The organism is Providencia sp. PROV076 (assembly GCF_028483405.1).
GTDB lineage: Bacteria > Pseudomonadota > Gammaproteobacteria > Enterobacterales > Enterobacteriaceae > Providencia > Providencia huaxiensis.
The window spans coordinates 55,508-79,051 of the sequence record NZ_JAMPRR010000013.1 but is presented as its reverse complement, the minus strand read 5'-3'; the positions used below and the strand labels follow the sequence as shown (position 1 = coordinate 79,051).

The 23,544-nt window shown below is 39.6% G+C and carries 21 protein-coding genes; 13 read left to right on the top strand and 8 right to left on the bottom strand.

The genetic code is table 11. The annotated features are described in order from the left end of the window. The first annotated feature begins 449 nt into the window (after nt 1–449). The 3 genes from htpX to PSF67_RS09365 all read left to right on the top strand — a co-directional run bounded on the left by htpX (nt 450) and on the right by PSF67_RS09365 (nt 3,539). On the top strand, nt 450–1,331 hold the full coding sequence (htpX, locus tag PSF67_RS09375; RefSeq protein ID WP_166264854.1) for a protease HtpX: 882 nt from the start codon (nt 450–452) through the stop codon (nt 1,329–1,331). Nucleotides 1,332–1,678: 347 nt separating this feature from the next. Further along, on the top strand, nt 1,679–3,061 hold the full coding sequence (locus PSF67_RS09370) for an alanine/glycine:cation symporter family protein (RefSeq protein WP_102138675.1): 1,383 nt from the start codon (nt 1,679–1,681) through the stop codon (nt 3,059–3,061). A 199-nt stretch (nt 3,062–3,260) separates the two neighbouring features. Then, a complete protein-coding gene (locus PSF67_RS09365; RefSeq protein ID WP_102138674.1) occupies nt 3,261–3,539 on the top strand; it encodes a hypothetical protein in 279 nt (92 codons plus the stop codon). Nucleotides 3,540–3,716: 177 nt separating this feature from the next. Here PSF67_RS09365 and PSF67_RS09360 read toward each other — a convergent pair whose 3' ends face one another. Further along, nucleotides 3,717–3,938, bottom strand: a complete 222-nt coding sequence (locus tag PSF67_RS09360) for a DUF2594 family protein (protein WP_102138673.1) — start codon at nt 3,936–3,938, stop codon at nt 3,717–3,719. 369 nt (nt 3,939–4,307) lie between these two features. Here PSF67_RS09360 and PSF67_RS09355 point away from each other — a divergent pair, with 369 nt between their 5' ends. The 4 genes from PSF67_RS09355 (at nt 4,308) to PSF67_RS09340 (ending at nt 8,865) form a co-directional block, all read left to right on the top strand. Continuing rightward, the gene (locus PSF67_RS09355; protein ID WP_206276135.1) at nt 4,308–5,507 is read left to right on the top strand and encodes a sugar transporter; all 1,200 of its coding nucleotides are present in this window, start codon (nt 4,308–4,310) and stop codon (nt 5,505–5,507) included. Between the two features lie 107 nt (nt 5,508–5,614). After that, nucleotides 5,615–5,947, top strand: a complete 333-nt coding sequence (locus PSF67_RS09350) for a DMT family transporter (protein WP_102138671.1) — start codon at nt 5,615–5,617, stop codon at nt 5,945–5,947. 45 nt (nt 5,948–5,992) lie between these two features. Next, complete coding sequence (locus tag PSF67_RS09345; RefSeq protein ID WP_102138733.1) at nt 5,993–6,292, top strand: DUF333 domain-containing protein; 300 nt, start codon at nt 5,993–5,995, stop codon at nt 6,290–6,292. A gap of 290 nt (nt 6,293–6,582) precedes the next feature. Next, entirely contained in the window at nt 6,583–8,865 is a 2,283-nt protein-coding gene (locus PSF67_RS09340) for an FdhF/YdeP family oxidoreductase (RefSeq protein ID WP_166264863.1), read from the top strand. A gap of 57 nt (nt 8,866–8,922) precedes the next feature. Here the strand turns inward: PSF67_RS09340 and dsbB are convergent, their stop codons facing one another. Both dsbB and nhaB read right to left on the bottom strand, forming a co-directional pair. Further along, nucleotides 8,923–9,438 (bottom strand): disulfide bond formation protein DsbB, encoded by a 516-nt coding sequence (dsbB, locus tag PSF67_RS09335; RefSeq protein WP_102138669.1) that lies wholly within the window; start codon nt 9,436–9,438, stop codon nt 8,923–8,925. 151 nt (nt 9,439–9,589) lie between these two features. Beyond that, the gene (nhaB, locus tag PSF67_RS09330; RefSeq protein ID WP_102138668.1) at nt 9,590–11,140 is read right to left on the bottom strand and encodes a sodium/proton antiporter NhaB; all 1,551 of its coding nucleotides are present in this window, start codon (nt 11,138–11,140) and stop codon (nt 9,590–9,592) included. A gap of 221 nt (nt 11,141–11,361) precedes the next feature. Between nhaB and fadR the strand changes: the two genes are divergently transcribed. From fadR to PSF67_RS09310, 4 genes are all read left to right on the top strand, one after another. Then, complete coding sequence (gene fadR / locus PSF67_RS09325) at nt 11,362–12,078, top strand: fatty acid metabolism transcriptional regulator FadR (RefSeq protein WP_102138732.1); 717 nt, start codon at nt 11,362–11,364, stop codon at nt 12,076–12,078. 460 nt (nt 12,079–12,538) lie between these two features. After that, complete coding sequence (locus PSF67_RS09320; protein ID WP_102138667.1) at nt 12,539–13,840, top strand: D-amino acid dehydrogenase; 1,302 nt, start codon at nt 12,539–12,541, stop codon at nt 13,838–13,840. A gap of 61 nt (nt 13,841–13,901) precedes the next feature. Beyond that, complete coding sequence (alr, locus tag PSF67_RS09315; protein WP_166264871.1) at nt 13,902–14,981, top strand: alanine racemase; 1,080 nt, start codon at nt 13,902–13,904, stop codon at nt 14,979–14,981. A 137-nt stretch (nt 14,982–15,118) separates the two neighbouring features. Further along, a complete protein-coding gene (locus PSF67_RS09310; protein ID WP_102138665.1) occupies nt 15,119–15,871 on the top strand; it encodes a MipA/OmpV family protein in 753 nt (250 codons plus the stop codon). A gap of 115 nt (nt 15,872–15,986) precedes the next feature. Here the strand turns inward: PSF67_RS09310 and PSF67_RS09305 are convergent, their stop codons facing one another. Both PSF67_RS09305 and gapA read right to left on the bottom strand, forming a co-directional pair. Then, nucleotides 15,987–16,868 carry a D-hexose-6-phosphate mutarotase gene (locus tag PSF67_RS09305; RefSeq protein WP_102138664.1) on the bottom strand — a complete coding sequence of 294 codons (882 nt, stop codon included), beginning with the start codon at nt 16,866–16,868 and terminating at the stop codon, nt 15,987–15,989. A gap of 284 nt (nt 16,869–17,152) precedes the next feature. Beyond that, complete coding sequence (gene gapA / locus PSF67_RS09300) at nt 17,153–18,148, bottom strand: glyceraldehyde-3-phosphate dehydrogenase (RefSeq protein WP_272676816.1); 996 nt, start codon at nt 18,146–18,148, stop codon at nt 17,153–17,155. Between the two features lie 355 nt (nt 18,149–18,503). On the opposite strand from gapA, the gene msrB reads away from it, so the two are divergent. Both msrB and PSF67_RS09290 read left to right on the top strand, forming a co-directional pair. Beyond that, nucleotides 18,504–18,917 (top strand): peptide-methionine (R)-S-oxide reductase MsrB, encoded by a 414-nt coding sequence (gene msrB, locus PSF67_RS09295; RefSeq protein WP_102138663.1) that lies wholly within the window; start codon nt 18,504–18,506, stop codon nt 18,915–18,917. Nucleotides 18,918–19,031: 114 nt separating this feature from the next. Next, nucleotides 19,032–19,337: a YeaC family protein gene (locus tag PSF67_RS09290; protein ID WP_102138662.1), complete on the top strand. Its 306-nt coding sequence runs from the start codon at nt 19,032–19,034 to the stop codon at nt 19,335–19,337. A 109-nt stretch (nt 19,338–19,446) separates the two neighbouring features. Here PSF67_RS09290 and pncA read toward each other — a convergent pair whose 3' ends face one another. The 3 genes from pncA to sppA form a co-directional block, all read right to left on the bottom strand. Beyond that, nucleotides 19,447–20,073 (bottom strand): bifunctional nicotinamidase/pyrazinamidase, encoded by a 627-nt coding sequence (gene pncA, locus PSF67_RS09285; protein WP_102138661.1) that lies wholly within the window; start codon nt 20,071–20,073, stop codon nt 19,447–19,449. Between the two features lie 22 nt (nt 20,074–20,095). Next, nucleotides 20,096–21,115, bottom strand: a complete 1,020-nt coding sequence (gene ansA / locus PSF67_RS09280; protein WP_102138660.1) for an asparaginase — start codon at nt 21,113–21,115, stop codon at nt 20,096–20,098. A 167-nt stretch (nt 21,116–21,282) separates the two neighbouring features. Then, nucleotides 21,283–23,139 carry a signal peptide peptidase SppA gene (gene sppA / locus PSF67_RS09275; RefSeq protein WP_102138659.1) on the bottom strand — a complete coding sequence of 619 codons (1,857 nt, stop codon included), beginning with the start codon at nt 23,137–23,139 and terminating at the stop codon, nt 21,283–21,285. Nucleotides 23,140–23,544: the final 405 nt, after the last annotated feature.

The following is a 23,544-nucleotide window of genomic DNA, read 5'->3' as shown; positions in this document are numbered from 1 at the left end:
ACAAAATCGACTAAAGAGAAAACTAATTAGTTCGAAAATAAAACTGCAAATTACAATAAAACATAATAGTGCCACTTAATGTGGCATTATTTTTTAATAAAATAAGAGTAAAATTGAATATTCATTCATTTGACAAGCAAAGTGGATGATAAGATAGATAAATACACTAAATTGTTTTTGGTGATTGACAAACTAGCTTTATCGTTTCAATGAAAAATAACTTTAAATTTAAATGGTTATAAAATGAACCTTAAAAAACAAATGGTTAAAAATTTCACCATCAAAAGTTATCATTTAATTAGCAGATACCAATGAGTTTTGCATGTGGCTATGTAAAGTTATGTTATTTTTTAGGGTTTTCGCGTTAATGCACTTGAAAAAGTGTGAAAAAACCTTATTTATAAAGTAAATTCTACGTATATTTGTTTTTACCAAGGAATACATAAAAAATGATGAGAATTGCTTTATTCTTACTCACAAACTTAGCAGTTATGTTTGTGTTTGGGATAATCCTAAGTTTAACTGGGATCAGAGGGAGTAGTGTCCAAGGTCTTATGATCATGGCTGGTCTGTTTGGTTTTGGTGGTGCTTTCATATCACTATTAATGTCCAAATGGATGGCTCTGAAATCAGTGGGCGGTGAGGTTATCGAAACGCCACGTAACCAAATGGAACAGTGGTTAGTATCAACCGTTGAGCGCCAAGCACAACAAGTTGGTATTAAGATGCCACAAGTGGCTATTTATCATGCACCAGATATCAATGCGTTTGCTACGGGCGCGCGACGTGATGCTTCGCTTGTCGCGGTGAGTACCGGGTTATTAGAAAATATGAGCCGTGATGAAGCTGAAGCTGTAATTGCTCATGAAATTAGCCATATCGCAAATGGCGACATGGTAACGATGACCTTATTGCAAGGTGTGGTGAACACGTTCGTTATCTTTATTTCACGTATTATTGCACAGGTTGCGGCAGGTTTTATGTCCAACAGTGATAACGAAAGTGAAAGTAGCAATGGTAACCCAATGGTCTATTTTGCAGTTTCCATGGTACTTGAAATCGTCTTTGGTATTTTGGCGAGCATCATTACTATGTGGTTCTCTCGTTACCGTGAGTTCCACGCGGATGCTGGCTCGGCAAAATTAGTGGGGCGTGAAAAGATGATAGCGGCATTGCAACGGTTGAAAACGAGCTATGAACCACAAGAAGAAGGTCGTTTGATGGCATTTTGTATCAATGGTCGTGGTAAAGCATTCAGTGAATTATTTTTATCGCACCCACCATTAGACAAACGTATCGAAGCATTACGTTCAGGTGAATATTTAAAGTAGCCTAAATAATCGTCTAAAGTTAGCTTTAAGTAGACAATGATTTTAGTATCTGCCCAGTAATTGTTTAATTACTGGGCTTTTTTTATTGAAACAGTATGTGACACATATCCCCTCAAAAATATCAACCCATATTCAATTAACTCAATTTTAATGACGACTCGCAATTAATTGTATTTATAACTGCAATTGATAAATCACAAGTGAGCTTACTCACAATCTTTTATTTTAAATGATGAATTTTAGAAATTTTGTTCGCTTTTATTCTACTTTTAATCTTTATTAGATTGATAAGGAAATGTTATGAATTTTATTGATATGTTAATTGATATGAATTAATTGGGGGTAGGATGGATTTGATAACGACGTGGTTAAGTGAACTAAATGGTGTGGTGTGGGGAGTACCAATGCTTGTTGGGATCTTAGGCGTTGGCATTTATATGCAAATTCGGCTTGCATTCCTACCGATAAGAAAAATTGGAACAGGCTTTAAGCTATTGTTTCAAAAGAATGAGTCACGAGGTGAGGGGCAAATATCACCTTTTAACGCATTAATGACAGCGTTATCGGCCACGATTGGCACGGGGAATATAGCTGGGGTCGCAACTGCGGTCGTCATGGGAGGGCCTGGCGCGTTATTTTGGATGTGGATGACGGCTTTGGTCGGAATGGCAACTAAGTACTCCGAAGCCGTGTTAGCAGTTCGTTTTCGTGAAGTGGATAAATATGGCCAGTATATTGGTGGCCCAATGTACTACATTAAAAATGGGTTAGGCCCTAAATGGATTTGGTTAGGAACGCTGTTTGCCTTTTTCGGTGCATGTGCTAGCTTTGGTATCGGAAATACGGTACAAGCTAACTCTGTTGCAGATGTACTAGAAAGTAACTTTGGTGTGCATAAATGGTTGACGGCGGGGGTATTAGTTTTATTAGTCGGTGCGGTATTGATTGGTGGATTACGACGTATCTCTGATGTTGCAGGAAAACTTGTCCCATTTATGACTGTGGCTTATTTTGGCGCAGGTGTCATTGTGCTTGGTATCTATTTTAAGGAGATCCCAGGTGCGCTCTCTTTGGTCGTGACCTCAGCTTTTAACCCTGTCGCTGCTCAAGGTGGGTTTGCAGGTGCGGCGGTATGGGCTGCAATACGTTTTGGGGTTGCACGAGGCGTGTTTTCCAATGAAGCGGGTTTGGGAAGTGCACCTATCGCCCACGCTGCTGCAAAAACACAAAATCCTATTCGCCAAGGGCTTATTGCGATGTTAGGGACATTCATTGACACTATCATTGTGTGTTCTGTTACAGGATTAACCATCATTATTACTGGTGGCTGGCTGACCAGTGAAACCGGAGCGACACTAACCGCATCATCATTCCAAACAGCCATTCCAGGTGGAAATTACATTGTTGCTATTGCATTAGCCATATTTGCATTCACCACCATTTTGGGTTGGAGTTTCTATGGCGAAAAATGTGTGCAATATTTATTCGGGTTGCGAGCAATAAAACCGTACCGAGTTTTATGGTTAATAGCTTTACCAATTGGTGCAACGCAATCACTTGATTTTGTTTGGTTATTAGCGGATACACTAAATGCTATGATGGCGATCCCTAATTTAATTGCTCTGTTACTTTTAAGCCCTGTTGTTTATCGGTTAACACGAGACCATATAAAAGATGTGAACGCAGATAGCATTGATATGGCAAAACAGTTGTACGACAATAAATCATAATCGATTGATAATAAGCTTCATTTTAATGATGAAGCTTATTATTTCTTCAATATCCCCCTCTTATTCATAAAGCTTATCGATGGGTAATATATAAATCATCTATTTTTATCGGTAAAATTACGGAATGGCGTTAAATGCGCTATGCTTAGAAGAGAAGTTGTAAACCATGCGTATTTTATAAATTAAACAAGGGGATAGAATGGATATTCTGGAGAAAACGTTATTGTTTGGTAATGAATTTTTGACAACGACAAACCCCGCTAGGTTAGTTCCATTTAAATTTGAGATCTATCATTCTGAGCAAGGTTTTTACCATCGAGTCTATAAGCAAGTTGGCATGTCAGGGGCTAACTTAGGGCAAACATTTCAAGTGTGGGCTTTTGAAGAGCAGAAAAGCTGGGATAAACAAACCGCTGATACGACAGTTGATGAATATATTCAGCATTGCCAAGATATTTATAAGCGGAATAATGCATAAGTTGTAGAAAAAAAAAGCCCCCTTCATAGGGTTCTGAAGGGGGAGCTAAATGAATAAAGAATGGTTTAATTCATGAACAAAGATAGATGATTTTCATGATTAAAACTTAGTTATTTGTGCAGTTTAAACCACTCAATAGTATATATATCCTTAAAATAGCATTTATCGCTAAATAATCTATTGGCGATACCCTGTTTTTATTTGTTCTAACGTGTTTTTATAGGTTTCTGCCTGTTTTTCGTCTTCCATTTGTGCAATTTCACGTTGCATCTTGATTAAAATTTTACCTGCATCAGCTTGGCCGATAGCTTTCAACATATGCGTCAATAAATTTTTTAGACAAGTAACTTCATCCGCTAAAGTATTAACGTTAGGTTCAGTAGGAAAATGGTTTTTCATTAAAAAGGTCCTTTAAGCATAAAAAATAATAGCAAGATTGTAGCATAGAAAGTAATACTATGTGTTTTCAGATAACTGAATGTTATAAATATTCAGATTAATGCGTTAAATTTGAACGAACGATTAAATAGGATGTAGGAGGCGCTAATAATTACTAGGCCCACTGTTTTTCTTGCCAGTAGGTAGGAAGGAGTCTTTATGAACAATAAAAAATTGTGATACAATTCACAAAAAGAGTTATTGGCAACAGAGGTTGCTCAGTAACGACTCAATCCTGTACTAAATACCAATGTCTTTTTGCAGCAATTTTTACATCCAATTAAGCTGTTGGTATCTGTTATTTGTGGGAAAGTGAAGGCTAAAAGAAATATGACGCAAGTTTCTAGAAAAACAGCTTGGATCCGTGTAATAGCATTAGCGGTTGCTGCATTTGTTTTTAATACAACAGAGTTTGTACCTGTTGCATTACTCAGTGATATTGCAAAAAGCTTTGATATGACGGTCGCACATACTGGTTTGATGATAACAATCTATGCGTGGGTTGTGGCTTTGATGTCGCTACCTTTAATGTTATTAACCAGTAAAATAGAGCGCCGTAAATTATTAGGCTTCTTATTTGTTATCTTTATTATTAGCCATATTATTTCTGGTTTTGCATGGAGTTTTGATATTTTAATTGCAGGACGTATTGGTGTGGCTTTATCTCATGCTGTATTTTGGTCAATTACGGCATCGTTGGCTATTCGGGTTGCCCCCGCAGGTAAAAAAGCTCAAGCACTTGGATTATTAGCGACGGGGACTGCATTAGCGACAGTATTAGGTCTTCCCCTTGGCCGAGTGGTTGGGCAATTCTTAGGTTGGCGAGCGACATTCTTAGGTATCGGTGTTATTGCATTGTTTACTATGGTTGTCTTGATCCGTTTTTTACCTCGGTTACCAAGTGAACATTCCGGTTCGTTAAAAAGTGTGCCTATGCTATTTCAACGGCCGGCACTCGTTGGAATGTTTGCATTAACGGTGTTAGCAGTAACCGCACATTTTACGGCTTACAGTTATATTGAGCCTTTTGTTCGAGAAGTTGCATTACAAAGCCAAAATTTTGCAACTTTACTCCTGCTGATTTTTGGTGGAGCTGGTATTGTTGGCAGCGTCATATTCAGTCGCTACAGCAGCAAGTTTTCATTATCATTCTTACCCGCAGCAATCGCATTTATGACGATTTGTTTATTATTGCTGATGCCATTAGGCAGAGATGTTTGGTCTTTGGTGATGTTATCCGTGTTCTGGGGAATGGCAATGATGTGCATTGGTTTAGGGATGCAAGTTAAGGTGATTGATTTATCTCCAGATGCCACCGATTTGGCAATGTCAATTTTCTCTGGAATTTTCAACATCGGTATTGGTGCAGGGGCGCTGCTAGGTAATCAAGTTATTGTCCATATGGGGATGACTCAGATTGGTTACATTGGTGGTGTGATTGGTCTTATAGCTTTCGCATTATGTGTCTATTTATTCAGGCGCTATAGTGACACCCTTAGCGATAGAATAGGCGCTGCTGCAAATCACTAACTCGCATTTCATTATGACGTAAAGATGAAAGCTCTGTGTTATTTTAATGATAAACAGAGCTTTTTTGTTGTTACCTGAGTAACTCATTCTAATAATAAGGAAAGACAATGAAGGGTCTAGGTTTTTTATTGATGTCTATTATTGCTGAAGTCATTGCAACGACAACATTAAAAGCATCTGATGGTTTTAGTCGTTTTTGGCCGTCTTTGATTGTTATTATCGGTTATGCAGTCTCTTTTTGGGGGCTTTCACAGGTGGTGAAAACCATGCCATTAGGTATTGCTTATGCAATTTGGTCAGGTTTGGGAATTGTGTTGGTTTCCATCGCTGCAATTTATATTTACAACCAAAAACTCGATTTACCTGCAATTATTGGTATGCTATTAATTATTATTGGTGTCTTAGTCATCAATTTATTTTCAAAAAGTGGTGGGCACTAAACCGTTGGTGCAGGATATTCAGGCAGCATGATTGGGGAAACAAAAATGAGGCATCGGGTTAGTCAATTTTTAAAACCAGTAATAGCAATGTCACTTGCTGGGGTGATATCTGTCATGCTATCTGCGTGTGGTAGCTCAAACGTAGATAAGTCTGTGGAACATTCCGCGAGTCAGTATGCCCAGCAAGTGGTCAATTTAGGGCCCGGTGCGCAAGAAGCTTGTGTGTCAGCGGGGGGCTTACCTGCATTGACATTAGAATTAAATGGTTCACAAACTGCCGTATGTCAATTTGCGAATGGTAAACGTTGTGCTGTTGACATTATACAATCGGGCTCTTGCATATAACTCTTCTTTTTATGAAGTTAATTAACCTCCTATTAATTATTAATAAGAGGTTAATTAACGCTATATTCCCATTCTAATCTATTCTATTTTAATATTCCTATATTTCATTTTATTAATTATGTTTTTTATTAATCATATATAGGTCATCTAATTATGAGCATCTATTTAGGTGTTTATTTTAATTATTGATATTTAACGACGAAATTACTAATATTAAATAATAAAGAATATTTTAGATAATTATAAAAGCACATATAAAGACGTTTACATTTATTAAAGAGTAATGCCTAATGAAAAAGAAAATTGAAGAGTATGATGGCCCCGCTGCAGGTTGGGGGGCTGTAAAAGCAGTTGCAGAAGCGCTACGCGGCCAAATGAAAGTCGGGCACGATATCATTGCGATGTTTGAAATGAATAAGGTGGACGGTTTTGACTGCCCTGGCTGCGCGTGGCCTGATCCTGTACACACAGCGTCATTTGATATTTGTGAGAATGGGGCAAAAGCAATTGCTTGGGAAGCGACATCTAAAAAAACAACTCCGGAATTTTTTTCTAAATACACCGTTACAGAATTACTTGAGTGGGATGACTTCCATTTAGAGGATGAAGGCCGTCTAACTCACCCGATGAAATATAATTCACAAACCGATAAATATGAACCTATCGAATGGGAAGAGGCCTTTCAGCAAATAGGTACGCGTTTACAAAGTTATTCAGACCCAAATACTGTTGAATTTTATACCTCCGGTCGAACTTCAAATGAAGCCGCATTCTTATATCAATTGCTGGCTCGTGAATATGGAACAAATAATTTTCCTGATTGTTCAAATATGTGCCATGAGCCAACGAGTGTTGGTCTTGCTGATTCCATTGGTGTTGGTAAGGCGACAGTATTGTTAGACGATTTTGATAAAGCGGACTTAGTTATTTGTATAGGTCATAACCCGGGGACTAACCATCCAAGGATGTTGAGTTCATTGCGCGAAGTTTCTAAACGCGGCGCAAAAATCATTGCAATAAATCCTTTGAGAGAACGCGGTCTTGAGCGTTTTGCCTATCCGCAAGACGTGGTAGAAATGCTAACGCTAGAGTCTACACCTTTAGCAGGGCACTATTATAAGGTTCGTATCGGTGGAGACACAGCTTTACTTAAAGGTGTCATGAAGTTGTTGATTGAAAAGCACCAAGCCGCTGTGGATGCAGGAAAAGAACCTATTCTCGATACTGAGTTCATATCAACTCATACACAGGGTTATGAAGCTTTAAAAAATGACTTACAGACAACAAGCTGGAAAGATATCTTGAGGGTTTCTGGTTTACCTCGTGAGTCTATTGAAGAGATTGCCGACCTTTATATTGAGGCAAAAAGCACCATTATTTGTTATGGCATGGGGATCACTCAGCACGAACATGGTACGCAAAATGTGCAGCAACTCGTTAATTTACTGCTACTAAAAGGTAATATTGGCCGCGAAGGTGCGGGTATTTGCCCATTGCGCGGCCATTCGAATGTTCAGGGTGACAGAACGGTTGGCATTACAGAGAAACCGTCAAAAAGCTTTTTAGACAAAATTGAACAACGATTTGGTTTTAAACCACCAAGTGAATTTGGCCATGCAGCAGTGGCTAGTATGCAAGCAATTTCTGAAGGAAAAGCCAATGCGTTAATTTGTATGGGGGGAAACTTAGCAGTTGCAATGCCAGATAGAGACGCTTGTTTTTCAGGTATGAAAAAGCTTGATTTAGCCGTCCATACAGCAACGAAACTAAATCGTTCTCATTTATTAACCGCTAAGCAGACATTCATATTACCTGTATTAGGGCGTAGTGAGATAGACAGACAAAGCAGTGGTGTGCAATGCGTTACGGTAGAAGACTCCATGTCGATGGTTCACGCATCAAAAGGTTTACTTAAACCTTGTAGCCCTTATCTTAAATCCGAGTGTGCGATTGTTGCAGGGATAGCGAAAGCGGCAATACCGCAGAGTAAAGTTGAATGGGATGATTTTATCGGTAATTACGACTTAATCCGTGATGCGATGGAAGCGGTACTGCCTGGTTTTGATGATTATAACGCACGTATTAAAATACCTGGAGGGTTCCATCTGACTAACGCTGCTTCTGAGCGTCGTTGGTTAACGCAATCAGGTAAAGCTAACTTTGTACCGACAGAGGGCGTTATTGAAGACCCGAATTCAGCGGTAAATAGCGAATTGATTTTGGCGACATTGCGTAGCCATGATCAGTACAATACAACAATTTATGGGTTAAATGACCGATACCGTGGTGTGTTTGGGCAGCGAGATGTTGTTTTCATCAGTGGTGCAGAAGCCCAAAAACAGAAGTTAGAGGCGGGGGATAAAGTTAATCTCATTGCATTAGATCGTGAGCAGAAACCGACAAAACGCCGTTTAGATAACCTCACTGTCGTGATTTATGATATGGCAGACCGCAGCGTTGCTACTTATTTTCCTGAAGCTAATAATCTAATTTCGTTAGATAATTTCGACCCGCAATGTGGTATTCCTGCGTATAAAAATATTCCCGTGAAATTAGAACGAGTTATTCAATAAACAGATTTAAGTTTTAGAAACCCCAAATGTTGAACGTAACATTTGGGGTCTTAAAGATTATTTTTTGGCTGGGAAGAACTGGCTGATGATAACAATGATGGCAACTAAGAGATAAGCCGCGAAGATGCCAATTAACCATTGTGGCATATCCAGCCCTAAGAATGCCCACTGCCTAACAGCACAGTCACCTGTCGCTTCAAACACTGCAGGTACCCATTCTTGTAATGGTAACCAATCAGGGAAATTAACGAAAAAATCACAAGAGGCAAATGGGGAAGGATAAAGCTGTAGCATGGTATGTTCCCATGCAAGATCTAAACCGCGCCAAGCAGAGTAAACCCAAATAAGCATGGCAACCCAGCGTATCACCATGTTTCGCGGTGCCACTGCGCCAATTATGCCAGCAACCATAATCCCAAGTAATGCAACGCGCTCATAGATACACATAACGCATGGTTGTAGCTTCATAACATGCTGAAAATATAAAGCAGCACACTCGAGTATAAAGGCAATAAAGGCCATAAGTAGCCAAGCGCCTCTTCCTTGTGAGCAGTAGTTAAAAAATCTGAACATACTTAGTATCCTAATTGAGTGATGCGCCCATTTTGCCTCTATCAGACCGATAAAAAAAGTAATTAAAGTGAAATAATGCAATTTTAGATAGGGCTTTACCTAATATTACAATTAGCCGTATTGGTGTACGGCTAATTGTTTTAAAGTATAGTTATTGAGCGAATGTTATCAACCCAATACTTTCCATCCAATGCGTGATTGGTACTAGCCAGAACTCTACCCCTAATAGCCCAACAATTGTCATTACGATGGTATATGGCAGCGCCATCCAAACCATACGGCCATAAGATAAGCGGATCAGCGGTGATAACGCGGATGTTAATAAAAACAAGAAGGCAGCTTGGCCATTAGGTGTTGCAACTGAAGGTAAGTTAGTCCCTGTATTAATTGCCACGGCTAAAAACTGGTATTGTTCCGTTGACACCAAACCGTCATTTGCCGCTTTTAAAGCCTCAGTAATATAAACTGTCCCTACGAAAACGTTATCTGATACAGCAGAAAGCAGGCCATTAAAGAGATAAAATAAGGAGAGTTGCGATGATTCAGAGGATTGCAATACAAACTGAATAAATGGGGTGAATAATTGCTGGTCAATAATAACAGCAACAATACTAAAGAAGACAGTTAATAAAGCGGTAAAAGGTAACGCTTCCTCGAAGGCTTTACCCAATGCATGCTCTTCTGTGATGCCACAAAATGCGGTAGCAAGTACGATAACGGATAGACCAATCAGACCAACTTCAGCTAAATGGAAAGCAAGGGCGACTATCAACCAAATACCAATTAATCCTTGAACAACTAACTGTGCAAGATCTCTTTTGGTACGTTTAGCCGTCTGTTTTTTATCGTGCTCAGTTAAAATTTGGCGTACAGAGTCTGGAAGCTCAGCACCGTAGCCAAATAGTTTAAATTTTTCAACGACAAAACAGACGACTAAGCCACAAACAAAAACGGGTATGGTTACAGGAGCCATACGGATATAGAAGGTAATGAAGTCCCAATTGACATGTTTTGCAATGATAAGGTTCTGTGGTTCACCCACCATGGTCATGACACCACCAAGTGCCGTACCAATACCTGCATGCATCATCAAGCTTCGTAAAAAAGCCCTAAACTGCTCGAGGGTTTGTTTTTGCTCTGCATTGTTAATAAAACCATCGTTTTGTAGGTCAGTGTTGTTGGGCTGGTTAGAGGCATACTGGTGATAGATAGAATAAAAACCAATTGAAACGCTAATGACCACAGCAATAACGGTTAATGCATCTAAAAATGCAGATAAAAATGCACTCGCTATACAAAAAGCAAGGGAAAGAATTCGTTTAGAACGCACATTTATCAACAGCTTGGTAAAAACAAACAAAAGCAATTGCTTCATGAAATAGATACCCGCTACCATAAAAATCAGTAACAAGATAACTTCAAGGTTATTGCTAATTTCATGTGAAATTTGAGCAGGGGTCGTCATGCCAATGAGAACGGCCTCTATGGCTAAAAGACCGCCGGGCTGCAATGGGTAACATTTAAGTGCCATTGCTAATGTGAATATAAATTCAGCAACTAATAACCAGCCTGCAACGAAGGGGCTGATAAAGAAAAAGACAATAGGGTTAATTATTAGGAATATAATAATTGCTAATTTGTACCAATCAGGCGAATTTCCCAGAAAATTTTTCAAAAAAGCTGTTTTTAAACTAAAATCCATTATGGTTCGTTATCCTCTTTTATGCGGATGTCGTGTACTGTGTTATACATACTACTCTTATCTCTTACAGATTTTAAGCATATTTGCTAATTGAGAGCGTATGAATTATATGGAAATTATATGATTTGCTTCACCCTTTATTTTTAGTCTAACTATATCAGGTGATGACAATCTGGTATGATTTGCTCAATATCCGTCTAAATGTTTGGAATAATAAAAATATGGTTATTAAAGCTCAAAGTCCGGCCGGTTTCGCGGAAGAGTATATTATTGAGAGCATATGGAACAACCGCTTTCCACCAGGTTCAATTTTACCCGCTGAGCGTGAGCTTTCGGAATTAATTGGTGTGACCAGAACAACCTTACGAGAAGTGTTACAGCGTTTGGCTCGTGACGGTTGGTTAACCATTCAGCATGGTAAACCAACGAAAGTGAATAACTATTGGGAAACGTCAGGTCTAAATATTTTGGAGACACTGGCTAGGCTTGATCACGATAGAGTGCCGCAACTCATTGATAATTTATTGGCAGTACGTACCAATATTGCGGCAATCTTTATTCGCACAGCCTTTCGAAATAACCCAGAGAAATCAATAGAAGTGTTAGCTGGGCGGGAAAAAGTGGAAGATAATTCAGATGCATTCAGTGATTTGGATTATAACATTTTCCGTGGGCTTGCATTTGCATCTGGTAACCCAATTTATGGTCTGATTATTAACGGGTTAAGAGGGCTGTATACCCGTGTTGGCCGCTATTATTTTTCGAACCCTGAAGCGAGGCGCTTAGCGTTGAACTTCTACCAACAATTAAGCCATCTTTGTCGTGAGCAAGCCTATGACCGTATTATGGATTGTGTGCGTACTTATGGAAAAGAAAGCGGAATGATCTGGCATAGTATGCAAAGTAATATGCCTTCAGATTTAGCACAAAGCCGCTAGTTAACTGACATTAATCCCATAAGGCCAGCATGTTGTGTTGTATCAGTATGCTGGTTTTTTTATCATTAATCATTGACAGATTTTAGCCAAATAGCCATTGTTCACTTGAATGAAGTGAAAAACCAATCTTTGTTTGTTTATTGGTATTTAATACCATCAAACGTCCTCTTCTTAGTTTAATAAAATAAATTGATTTTATTGGGCGCCTCACGTGAATCGATAGAAAATTCTAAATTAAAAAATAACTAAGAATTCATTTTTTTTATCCTATTGAATTTAAGTTAATTTATTTTTTGTTTGAATTTTAAGCTGGAATTTAATATCGACATGTAAAGAAAATGTGACCAAATTTAAATTTTTTAACTGTATTGTTAAAAGTGTTAATTCACCACATTGGCAAATATTTCCTAGAATATTATCCTAAAAGAAATGGTGCAGACTTTTATTTTGTGGGGAAGCGATGAAAATTCTAGTGTTAGGCGCAGGCGTTATCGGTGTGACAACCGCGTGGTATTTAGCACAAGAAGGGCACGAAGTGCTGGTGGTGGATAGGCAACATGATGTGGCAGAAGAAACAAGTGCCGCCAATGCAGGGCAAGTATCCCCTGGATATGCGACCCCATGGGGTGCACCTGGGATCCCTCTTAAAGCGGTGAAATGGATGTTTGAAAAACACGCCCCCTTGGCGATACGTCCAGATGGCACGTTATTTCAGCTGCGCTGGATGTGGCAGATGTTAAAGAATTGCGACATTCAACATTATGCAATGAATAAAAGCCGTATGGTGCGCATTGCAGAATACAGCCGTGATTGTATTCGTCAATTAAGAGCGGATACAGGTATTGAATATGAAGCCCGCCAAGGTGGTACTTTACAGATTTTCCGTACTGCTGAGCAGTTTGATAATGCAGCCAATGACATTGCGGTCTTACAGCAAGAAGGTGTTCCGTACGAATTACTGACATCAAATGAACTAGTTAAAGCCGAACCTGCGTTAGAATTTGTTAAGCATAAGCTTACCGGTGGGCTGCGGTTACCGAATGATGAAACGGGGGATTGCCAGCAATTTACTAAAAAATTAGCCAAAATGGCACAAAACTCAGGCGTTAAATTCAAATTTGGTGGCCATGTTGAGCAGATTTTAACTGAAGGCAATAAGGTGAGTGGCGTCAAAATTGATGGTGAAATTTTGCAAGCGGACCGCTATGTTGTTGCAATGGGCTCTTACTCTACTTCAATACTACAAAGTTTGGTTCAAATCCCAGTCTATCCACTCAAAGGCTATTCATTAACCATGCCGATTATTGATGAGCAGCGTTCGCCAACCTCCACCATTTTGGATGAGACATACAAAATTGCAGTAACGCGGTTTGATGAGCGTATTCGCGTCGGTGGAATGGCTGAAGTTGTTGGGTTTAATTTGAATATACTGAAAAAACGCTGCGAAACATTGAAAATGGTGGTACAAGATTTGTATCAAGGCGGTGGTGACATCGAACAAGCACAATTTTGGACAGGGTTGCGTCCAATGACACCGGATGGTACTCCGATAGTTGGGCCGACTGCATACAGTAATTTATATTTAAATACAGGGCATGGGACATTGGGTTGGACAATGGCTTGTGGTGCAGGGAAACTACTGGCAGATATAATTTCAGGGAATACACCAGAGATAGCGTCTGATGATTTATCGGTATTTAGATATCTTGATGGTTTTAATACCAAGTTGGTTACGCATGGTGATTTAACGCCGGCACGCTAAGTATTTGATGTTTTGGCATCATTGTAATTTTAGAATTAATTAAATGTATTAAGGAATTTAAATGCCGCGCCCAATAAGTGCTGTTATTCATCTACAAAATTTACAACACAATTTGTCTATCGTACGGCAACATGTTGGAAAATCGAAAATTTGGTCAGTTATGAAAGCAGACGGTTATGGTCACGGTATCAAGCAGATTTGGTCAGCGCTGAAAGAAACTGATGGTTTTGGGGTGTTGGATTTTGACGAAGCAATTTTGTTACGAAAAGAAGGGTGGAAGGGGCCAATTCTATTGCTAGAAGGCTTTTTCCAGCCTCAAGACTTGCAATTGATTGACCAATATAATTTAACGACAAGCGTGCATAGTGAGTGGCAATTATTTGCCATTGAGAATGCTCAATTATCATCACCGATTTCAGTCTATATCAAACTAAATAGCGGAATGAATCGCTTAGGTTTTTCACCGAGCGAATACGAAAGTGTAGTACAACGGTTATTTAAAATGCCGAATATACGCCATTTAACGTTAATGAGTCATTTTGCGAATTCAGATACCAAAACAGGTGTTGTAGAACCGTTCCAACAAATTCAACAATTCGAACACTTATCGTTAGAAACCTGTATTGCAAATTCAGGAGCGACATTGTGGCATAAACAAACCCAATATGATTGGGTTCGTACTGGCATTTTGTTGTATGGCGCTTCTCCAAGTGGAAAATCTGCAGATATATTTGGGTTGGGTTTGAAAGCAGCGATGACATTGCAATCAGAAGTGATTGCTATCCATGAAATCCCAGCTGGGCAATCAATTGGTTATGGTAGCCGGTTTATATCAACTAAACCTATGCGTATTGCAACAGTCGCTTGTGGTTATGCAGATGGATACCCTCGGCATGCTGCAAATGGAACGCCGGTATGGTGCAAAGGAAAGCGCTGTGCACTACTGGGGGCTGTTTCGATGGATATGCTGACTATTGATATTAGTGATTGTGACGATGTTAAACTTGGTGAGCGAGTGGAGTTATGGGGGCAAAATTTACCGGTTGATGAGGTTGCACAAGCAGCGGGGACAATTGGTTATGAGCTACTTTGTGCGCTTGCGAAAAGAGTTCCTATTTCTTATGAAAATAAAGTAGAATAAATATTAACCAATCATACTGAAAATAGTAAAAATTTAGCTTTACGTGTGATTTTGGTTAAGAATGTTTGGATTGCAACTATATTGATATAACATATAGAATGTGATCTATTTCTCATTATTTTTAGGTTAAATATAATATGTCAAAAGCAATTAAATTAACGACACTTGCGATGGCTCTGAGTGTGTTATCTGGGGCCGCATTTGCAGGAACTTGGTCTGTTGGTGGTTCGGTATTAGCGCAGTCAACACCTTATAAAGGAATTAAGAGCCGTGATTATGTCACGCCAGTGCCTATTGTTAATTATGACAGTGAGAATTTCTATTTTCATACATTAGCTGCGGGTTATTATTTATGGAATGATACACAAGACCAGTTATCATTGGATGCTTATTATTACCCACAATTTTTTAAACCTAAAGACAATGATGATAAAGCGATGCGCGAGTTAGACCGCCGCCGTGATACGGTGATGACGGGGCTGACTTATCGTCATAAAGCTGATTGGGGTACACTGAGAACGAATATTTCTGGTGATATTTTAGGTATCAGTAATGGTATTCGTGGTGAGTTTGCCTACCTGTATGGCTTTGAAGGTGACAAATGGTCAATCACTCCAGGTCTGGGTATTAAATGGGATAGTAAGAACCAAAACCGTTATGAATATGGCGTGTCTTCAAAAGAATCACGTAATAGCGGTTTAAAACGCTATAACCCAGGTTCAAGTTGGACACCATACGTTGAGGTGACAGGGAATTACCGCTTTGATGAAAATTGGACGGTATTCGCAATGGGCCGTGTTGACCGCCTGCCAAGTGAAGTGAAAGATAGCCCAATGGTAAATAAAGATGTTTCTGCCATTATGTGGACGGGCGTCACTTACACATTCTAAGTTCGTTATAGAATATTAAATTATTTAGCCCCTGATATCATGATGATTATCAGGGGCTAATTTTATCTATCGAGAAATTTGATGTGCTTAGATCTTATATGCTCAGAATGGATAATTAATCTTGCGGCTTATTATCACGGCTGACCATCACTAATGAAAGGCGAGCAGGGTGCTGCGCATCACTTTTCATTGGGACGTTGATCCTTGCTGTTTCTACACAAACCATCTGTTTGTACCCATTATTTGGCATATCGCCCATACTGCATGATAATTCTGCCCAAGGGTTCCAACAGACAACATCACTATTATGGTAATGGTGAATTTCTATTGTACGAGCCCATCCGTCATCACGTAAGAGGCTGTATTCCTCTGGTTCTGAATAAATACGGTCGGTATGTTTATTAAATTTCAGTGGTTCATTTACATAAGCTTCTTTATCTGCGACTTTATCGAAATAGTGGCCACCTAATCCATAAACAGTGGCTTTTTGAATATCGCTGATATTGAAATAACTGTGTAATGCAGCAGTCGTTTCGAAGTCCCCATAACTTTCTAGTTCAAGCTCACATGTTTCACCTAGTTTCATTCGTAGGATCAGGGTGAACTCATGGGGCCATAATTTACGGGTATATTCTGTATCTGTTAATGTGAAGGTTAAAATAACACCATCTTCATGTTCATTATGTGCAGTGAATTGCCAAGGTAGAATTCGTGCAAAACCATGACTAGGACTAGCTACAGGACCAAACCAAGGCCAACAAATAGGAATACCACCGCGGATAGCAACGCCTTCTTTAAAAGCACTCTCTGAACTTAGCCACAAGCAAGGTTTTTGCCCCGCAGGTTGCCAATCAATAAGTTGGGCGCCTTGTAAACTGACGGCCCCACGCACCTTAGGATGCGAGATAACAATGAGTGGAAGCTCACCAAGTTGGCGTTGAGTGATGTAAGCGGAGACTTGTTTGATGACCGGTAATGCAAAAAGTTTATCGTGCATGGTATTAGGCCTGTGTTAATGAAACAGAGTGAATACTCGTCATACATTAAACTGCAGCATTGTTGACGGTGTTCATTCACTTGAATTATTTAGAGTATCTGTCCGGCATACTTAAAGCCGCAGTGAATAGTATTCATTCTAAAATAAGTTGTGTTTATAGCGTATCCAATGAGAGATCAACCATAAGCGATATAGCAGAAAATATGAAGTGTTAATTTGTTATTGGATACGGTACAAAAGAGCCGCCAATTGGCGGCTCAGTTAGACAGATTACGCGACAGCTCTTATTTAGAGATGTGAGCGATCAGGTCTAATACTTTGTTAGAGTAACCTGTTTCGTTGTCATACCAAGAAACTAATTTAACAAAGTTGTCGTTCAGTGCGATACCTGCTTTAGCATCAAATACTGAAGTCAGTTTTTCACCGTTGAAGTCAGTTGATACAACGTCATCTTCAGTGTAACCCAGAACGCCTTTCAGCTCGCCTGCTGCTGCTTCTTTGATAGCATCACAGATTTGAGTATAAGTTGCTGGTTTTTCTAAACGAACAGTTAAGTCAACAACAGAAACGTTAGGCGTAGGTACACGGAAAGACATACCAGTCAGTTTGCCATTCAGTTCAGGGATAACTTTACCTACAGCTTTAGCAGCACCGGTTGATGAAGGGATGATGTTTTGAGCAGCACCACGACCACCACGCCAGTCTTTATGAGAAGGACCATCAACTGTTTTTTGAGTTGCAGTTGTTGCGTGAACAGTTGTCATTAAGCCTTCAACGATACCGAATTTGTCGTTGATAACTTTAGCCAGTGGAGCTAAGCAGTTAGTTGTACAAGATGCGTTAGAAACGATTTCTTGACCTGCGTAAGCTTTGTGGTTAACGCCCATAACGAACATAGGAGTATCATCTTTAGAAGGGCCAGTCAGAACAACTTTCTTAGCGCCTGCTTGGATGTGTTTACGTGCAGTTTCATCAGTTAAGAAGATACCTGTTGCTTCAGCAACGATGTCAACACCGACTTCGTTCCATTTCAGGTTTGCAGGATCTTTTTCTGCTGTTACACGGATTTTTTTGCCGTTTACAACTAGGTGACCATCTTTAACTTCAACAGTACCGTTGAAACGACCATGAGTTGAGTCGTATTTCAGCATGTACGCCATATATTCTGCATCGAGCAGGTCGTTGATAGCAACGATTTCGATGTCAGAACGCTCTTGTGCAGCACGGAAAACGATACGGCCAATACGACCAAAACCATTAATACCTACTTTGATAGTCATAGTATTTCCACCAGCTATTTATTCGTGAATTAAGTTGTAGTTAAAGTTACCAAAACCTTGCCAGCCGTCAAGCGGAATCGTGTCAATTATTGAAAAAAATCAATTCTGATACCACCAATTGCTTATTTGTCAGCCACTTCAGCGGCAAATACAGCCGCACGTATTATCGGGATTGTACGGCATAATGAAACCATCTATCAGTGATATATGTGATACGGTTCACAAATCAAAACGGAAAGTAAGATGCTTCTTAGTTTAGAATAGTTTTACAGAAAATGTTGTTAATTTTTTGTTGATTGAAATTGATGTATGATAACCATTAAACCGTTTAGTCATTTAAATATTTAGGGATGACATGTCAAATAAAGATAACCAACCTATTGATATCTCAAAGTTAAATGAGATGCAGCGTTATGTTACACAACAAGCCGGTACAGAGCCACCCTTTAGTGGTCAATTATTGCATAACCGTAAAGACGGTGTGTACGAATGCTTATGTTGTGGTACACCTTTATTTATGTCTGAGACCAAATTTGATGCAGGTTGTGGTTGGCCAAGCTTTTATCAACCGGTTAATGAAGAGGCCATCAAATACATTGAGGATTTCTCTCATGGAATGCATCGTATTGAGGTTCGTTGTCAACACTGTAATGCGCACTTAGGGCATGTATTTCCAGACGGTCCTCAGCCTACCGGTCAGCGTTACTGCATTAATTCAGCATCATTAAGCTTTATTGATGATGATAGCGGTGAAAAGACACGTGGATAAAGAGCTGAAGGTTGCTGAAGCTATTCTATGATAATAACAAAAACGATTCAGCTTTTAGCTGAAATCGAGAAAAATAAAATAATGTGCTAATTGTGTATTTGAAGGAGCCTTACCGTGAGCGTTGAAGTTAATCCAGAGCAGCTTGAACAATTGTTGGCAGTGATGACCCCCGAAATTTATGAGCGCCTAGTGACAGCAGTTGAACTCGGTAAATGGCCTGATGGGGTGATGTTAACACCGGAACAGAAAGAACATAGCTTACAAATGGTGCTATTGTGGCAGTCACGGAATAACCATGACCCGGAACATATGACGGTAGGGACTAACGGTGAAATTACGATGAAGAGCAAACAAGAGCTGAAAATGTTGTTTCAAGGTGAAATGTTAGCGACCTTAAAACCACAAAACAATGATGAATAACAGCTGCTTTACAAAAAGTTTGGTTATTCGATATGATGCTAAAGGGTGACAGGGTCACTAAAACAAGTTTTCTCAACTGATATGAGAAAACTTGTCAGTAAAGTATGAGCTAATGAAGGTCAGCTAAAGTGATTAACCTTGCGCCTTGCTTTTGCATTTCAGCTAAGGCTTCTTGGCTATCATTGGCCGCTAGGTTAACACCTCTACACCCATCGGCGAGAACATCCACGGAATAGCCTAGTTTTAACGCATCTAATACAGTAAATTTGACACAATAATCTGTCGCAATTCCCATAATAATTAAATGTGAGATATGCTGTTCTTGTAACCATGCGTGCAAACGAGTTTGGCTAATTTTATCGTTATCGAAAAAGGCACTATAACTATCAACTTGAGGGTTTTCCCCTTTGGTGAAAGTTTCACGAATAAGCGATTGGTTTAAATTCGAGTGTAACTGAGCGCCGTGTTCACCTTGTACGCAATGAATAGGCCACCAAACTTGTGTAATGCCGTTTAATTCACCGACTTCACCAATTTGAGTGTTTGAATTAGCAGCGAAGCTAAGGTGTGTCGCGGGATGCCAATCTTGACTTGCAATGATATCTATCCGTTTTTGTTGGCAAATAGCCATTGCTTTATTCGCAACATCAATAACATGTTCGCTTTCATTTACTGCCAATGTCCCGCCAGTGCAAAAATCGTTTTGTAAATCGACTAACAGTAAAGCTGTTTTCATTATGTCCTCAGTATTTTATCTGTTATTCATCAGCATAGCTCAACTCACCGCGTAAATTATTCTGCATTAATTCACGGATCAACGCAGGGGTATAATTTTGGCTAAGTAAGTAGTGCAACTTACTTAAGGCGGCTTCAAAAGTCATGTCATATCCACTGATCACACCAGCTTCAGCAAGGGCGTGTCCCGTGGCATAGCCTTCCATATTAACACGACCAGAAATGCATTGTGTCAGGTTCACCACAATAATTCCTCGGCTCGTTGCTTCGCGAAGTATACGGAGTAATTCAGGTTGCTGAGGGGCATTACCGACACCGTAAGAGCGTAAGATTAGTGCCTTAACAGGTTGCTGAAGAATATTGCGAACAATCTCAATTGAGAGTCCAGGGTAAAGTGTAACCACACCGATAGGTTGAGGTGTAATTTGGTGGCTTTTAAATTCACCGATACCAATAGGAGCAGGACATGTATTAAATGTGCGAATATTGATGCCAGCTTCCATTAGTGGTGAGCAGTTAGGCGAGCTAAAAGCATCAAAGCCATCAGCATGGGCTTTAACGGTGCGGTTACCGCGATATAATTTATTATTGAAAAATAGACCGACTTCATTAACGGGGTAGTTTGCCGCTAAATATAATGCATTTAATAGATTCGTTTGCCCATCAGAACGCAATGCCTCTAAGGGTATTTGTGACCCTGTCACTATTACCGGTTTTTTCAAGTTTTCAAACATGAAAGATAACGCAGAAGCAGTAAAAGCCATGGTATCAGTGCCATGTAAGATGACAAACCCATCATAAAGTGGGTAGTTTTCACAAATGTCATCAGCGATAAGCTGCCAATCTTCAGGGGTAATATCAGATGAATCAATCAACGGCTGATGCTCTCGGATCGTAAACTCAGGCATTTCAGGACGGTGAAACTCAGGCATTTGAGCTAATTGAGCTTGTAAGTGACCGGAAACAGGCACATATCCCTGTGGTGAATGGCGCATGCCGATTGTTCCGCCCGTGTAGACAACATAAATTGATTTCTTCTGCATCTGATTACCTAATTTATCCAACTTATCGAAGGAGAGTGATTATCAGGATTTTGACGTATTTGTTAGCGTATTACTATCGTTAACTTACGAATAATTAGATTGATATGAGGTTATTGATGGGGTTGTGAGAGAAATCCCCTTCACCGGTTCTGAAGGGGATTTAGCAATCAGTTAATTTCTGCGCAATTTAAGCAAAATGCATAACGGTTTTGCGGGTCATTCATTTTTAAGAAAAATTGAGCTTGCTGGCGGATGTCCGTCGCGACAGCTGGGGGTAAAAATACGTGTAGTACATCGGGCATTACGGCTTGGACGCTAGTTGTTAATTCAAGTAGCAATTGATCCATAAAGGTCAACTCAGGCTTCATCCAATCTAACTTAACATCAGTGAGTTTAGCGAGCTCAGCGGCTTTATCTACCGCATTATCAAAATCACCTAGCTGGTCGACAAGGCCATTTTTAAGTGCATCTTGCCCGATCCACACACGGCCTTGTGCAATTTTATCTATTTCTGCTGGCGTTTTATGGCGAGCTTTAGCAACTAAGCCAATAAATGTTTCATAGCCATTTTCAATAGTGATTTGCATCATGTCAGCAAATTGTGGGCTGATCCCTTTTGTCAAAGAAATATCAGCTAATGGTGATGTTGATACACCATCAGTATATACCCCAATAGAATCTAAGGATTTTTCAAAGGTATTGATCACACCAAATATACCAATTGAGCCAGTCAGTGTGTTTGGACTAGCAATAATATAGTCCGCGGGAGTTGATACCCAATAACCCCCCGATGCTGCCATGCCTCCCATAGAAACCACAACAGGTTTGCCCGCTGCATGGGCAGAAGCCAGTTCACTGCGGATCAAATCAGAAGCACTGACACTTCCCCCCGGGCTGTTAACCCGTAAGACAATCGCTTTAATATTATCATCAAGGCGAGCATCGCGGATTTGTGCTGCAATAGTATCGCCCCCGGCAATTCCTGCTGTTTGCGGGCCATCCATGATGGCACCTTGAACAACAATCACAGCGATATTGCCGCCTTGATCCGTATTGATATCTGCTATTTTGGCAGAATAATCATAGATACTAATATTATTAAACTGTTTATCTTCTTTATTCCAACCAAAGTGTTTACTGAGTAAATCTTCAACTTGTTCGTTTGTATAAAGTTTATCAACCAACTTTTGTTTTAAAGCATACTGTGCGCTATCGCCTTTGACTGATCGTAATTGTTCTAAAATAGTATCAGCCCCAGGGAAAATTTGTGTACTGGTCGTATTACGGTTCTTGGCGATTTCTGCGAGGTAATTGTTCCAAAGGGCATCTAACCACTGTTTATTGGCTAAACGTGCCTCTGGGGACATATCATCACGCATTAACGGCTCAACTGCAGATTTATAAGTACCGACACGGAAAATATGGCTACTGACTTTGAGTTTTTCTAATAGTGTCTTGTAATACAGACCATTAGTTGCAAAACCATACACCCCAACAGCCCCTTGAGGAGTGAGGTAGATATCATCAGCGTAACTAGCAAGATAGTATTGTGACTGGTTATAACTGTTACCGATGGCGTAAACCTGTTTCCCTGAGCTTTTAAATTCGTTGATTGCTTTACCGATATAAGCTAAAGAGGGTTGATCAGCGCCAACTAAATCATCTAGGCGTAATACCATTCCTGTAATGCGGTCATCATTTGCGGCGGTGCGAATGGTGTCAACGATGTCGAATAGTGAATTCTCTTGCATACGGCTATTTGAAGTACCGAGTAGTTCACGGCTCATACGACCAAATGGGTCTGGAGCAGAAACTTGGTCTACAATAACGCCCTGCAAATCAACATATAAAGCACCAAAATAATTTTTTTCAGGTTGAGTATCTGTTTGGTAAAGGGCAATCGACCCAATAACGACAAAAAATAATACTAAGAAAATGGCGTTGAAAACGAATTCCCTAATAAAGTTGAGTGCTCGCCAGCTAATTCTAAAGATGGTAGCGATGATGTCCCATAGTTGACGCATGTTTTCTCCTATCCTGTATATTTTGCACCACACGGGTGTTGGCTTCTGGTACAAACTATTTTTGGATATCACATAAATATTTCTTTCTACAGCTGGGCTATTTCCGTCTGTAGCACGAATTAACAATAATATGCTCAAAAGCAAATCTGTTACCCGATCATCACTTCGAATGTTTGATATTAAAGTTATATCAATACAATTAGTTGCAATTGCGGGCTATTTTTATGCATAACAAAATTAAGATACGCAAGGTACAATGTTTCAATGATATTTTTCACGTATGACAAATGATACAATTCAATGAATTTATAACGTAATTTTACCTAGCGAATCATTGTTATTGTTGTATTAGTGTAAGCGATTTTCCTTTAAGCTTAAACAATAGATAACGTGGGTATAATTATC

Excerpts from the sequence above, each read along its gene's own strand:
- htpX (WP_166264854.1), top strand. The coding sequence starts at position 450 with ATGATGAGAATTGCTTTATTCTTACTCACAAACTTAGCAGTTATGTTT.
- PSF67_RS09370 (WP_102138675.1), top strand. The coding sequence starts at position 1,679 with ATGGATTTGATAACGACGTGGTTAAGTGAACTAAATGGTGTGGTGTGG.
- PSF67_RS09365 (WP_102138674.1), top strand. The coding sequence starts at position 3,261 with ATGGATATTCTGGAGAAAACGTTATTGTTTGGTAATGAATTTTTGACA.
- PSF67_RS09360 (WP_102138673.1), bottom strand. The coding sequence starts at position 3,938 with ATGAAAAACCATTTTCCTACTGAACCTAACGTTAATACTTTAGCGGAT.
- PSF67_RS09355 (WP_206276135.1), top strand. The coding sequence starts at position 4,308 with ATGACGCAAGTTTCTAGAAAAACAGCTTGGATCCGTGTAATAGCATTA.
- PSF67_RS09350 (WP_102138671.1), top strand. The coding sequence starts at position 5,615 with ATGAAGGGTCTAGGTTTTTTATTGATGTCTATTATTGCTGAAGTCATT.
- PSF67_RS09345 (WP_102138733.1), top strand. The coding sequence starts at position 5,993 with ATGAGGCATCGGGTTAGTCAATTTTTAAAACCAGTAATAGCAATGTCA.
- PSF67_RS09340 (WP_166264863.1), top strand. The coding sequence starts at position 6,583 with ATGAAAAAGAAAATTGAAGAGTATGATGGCCCCGCTGCAGGTTGGGGG.
- dsbB (WP_102138669.1), bottom strand. The coding sequence starts at position 9,438 with ATGTTCAGATTTTTTAACTACTGCTCACAAGGAAGAGGCGCTTGGCTA.
- nhaB (WP_102138668.1), bottom strand. The coding sequence starts at position 11,140 with ATGGATTTTAGTTTAAAAACAGCTTTTTTGAAAAATTTTCTGGGAAAT.
- fadR (WP_102138732.1), top strand. The coding sequence starts at position 11,362 with ATGGTTATTAAAGCTCAAAGTCCGGCCGGTTTCGCGGAAGAGTATATT.
- PSF67_RS09320 (WP_102138667.1), top strand. The coding sequence starts at position 12,539 with ATGAAAATTCTAGTGTTAGGCGCAGGCGTTATCGGTGTGACAACCGCG.
- alr (WP_166264871.1), top strand. The coding sequence starts at position 13,902 with ATGCCGCGCCCAATAAGTGCTGTTATTCATCTACAAAATTTACAACAC.
- PSF67_RS09310 (WP_102138665.1), top strand. The coding sequence starts at position 15,119 with ATGTCAAAAGCAATTAAATTAACGACACTTGCGATGGCTCTGAGTGTG.
- PSF67_RS09305 (WP_102138664.1), bottom strand. The coding sequence starts at position 16,868 with ATGCACGATAAACTTTTTGCATTACCGGTCATCAAACAAGTCTCCGCT.
- gapA (WP_272676816.1), bottom strand. The coding sequence starts at position 18,148 with ATGACTATCAAAGTAGGTATTAATGGTTTTGGTCGTATTGGCCGTATC.
- msrB (WP_102138663.1), top strand. The coding sequence starts at position 18,504 with ATGTCAAATAAAGATAACCAACCTATTGATATCTCAAAGTTAAATGAG.
- pncA (WP_102138661.1), bottom strand. The coding sequence starts at position 20,073 with ATGAAAACAGCTTTACTGTTAGTCGATTTACAAAACGATTTTTGCACT.
- ansA (WP_102138660.1), bottom strand. The coding sequence starts at position 21,115 with ATGCAGAAGAAATCAATTTATGTTGTCTACACGGGCGGAACAATCGGC.
- sppA (WP_102138659.1), bottom strand. The coding sequence starts at position 23,139 with ATGCGTCAACTATGGGACATCATCGCTACCATCTTTAGAATTAGCTGG.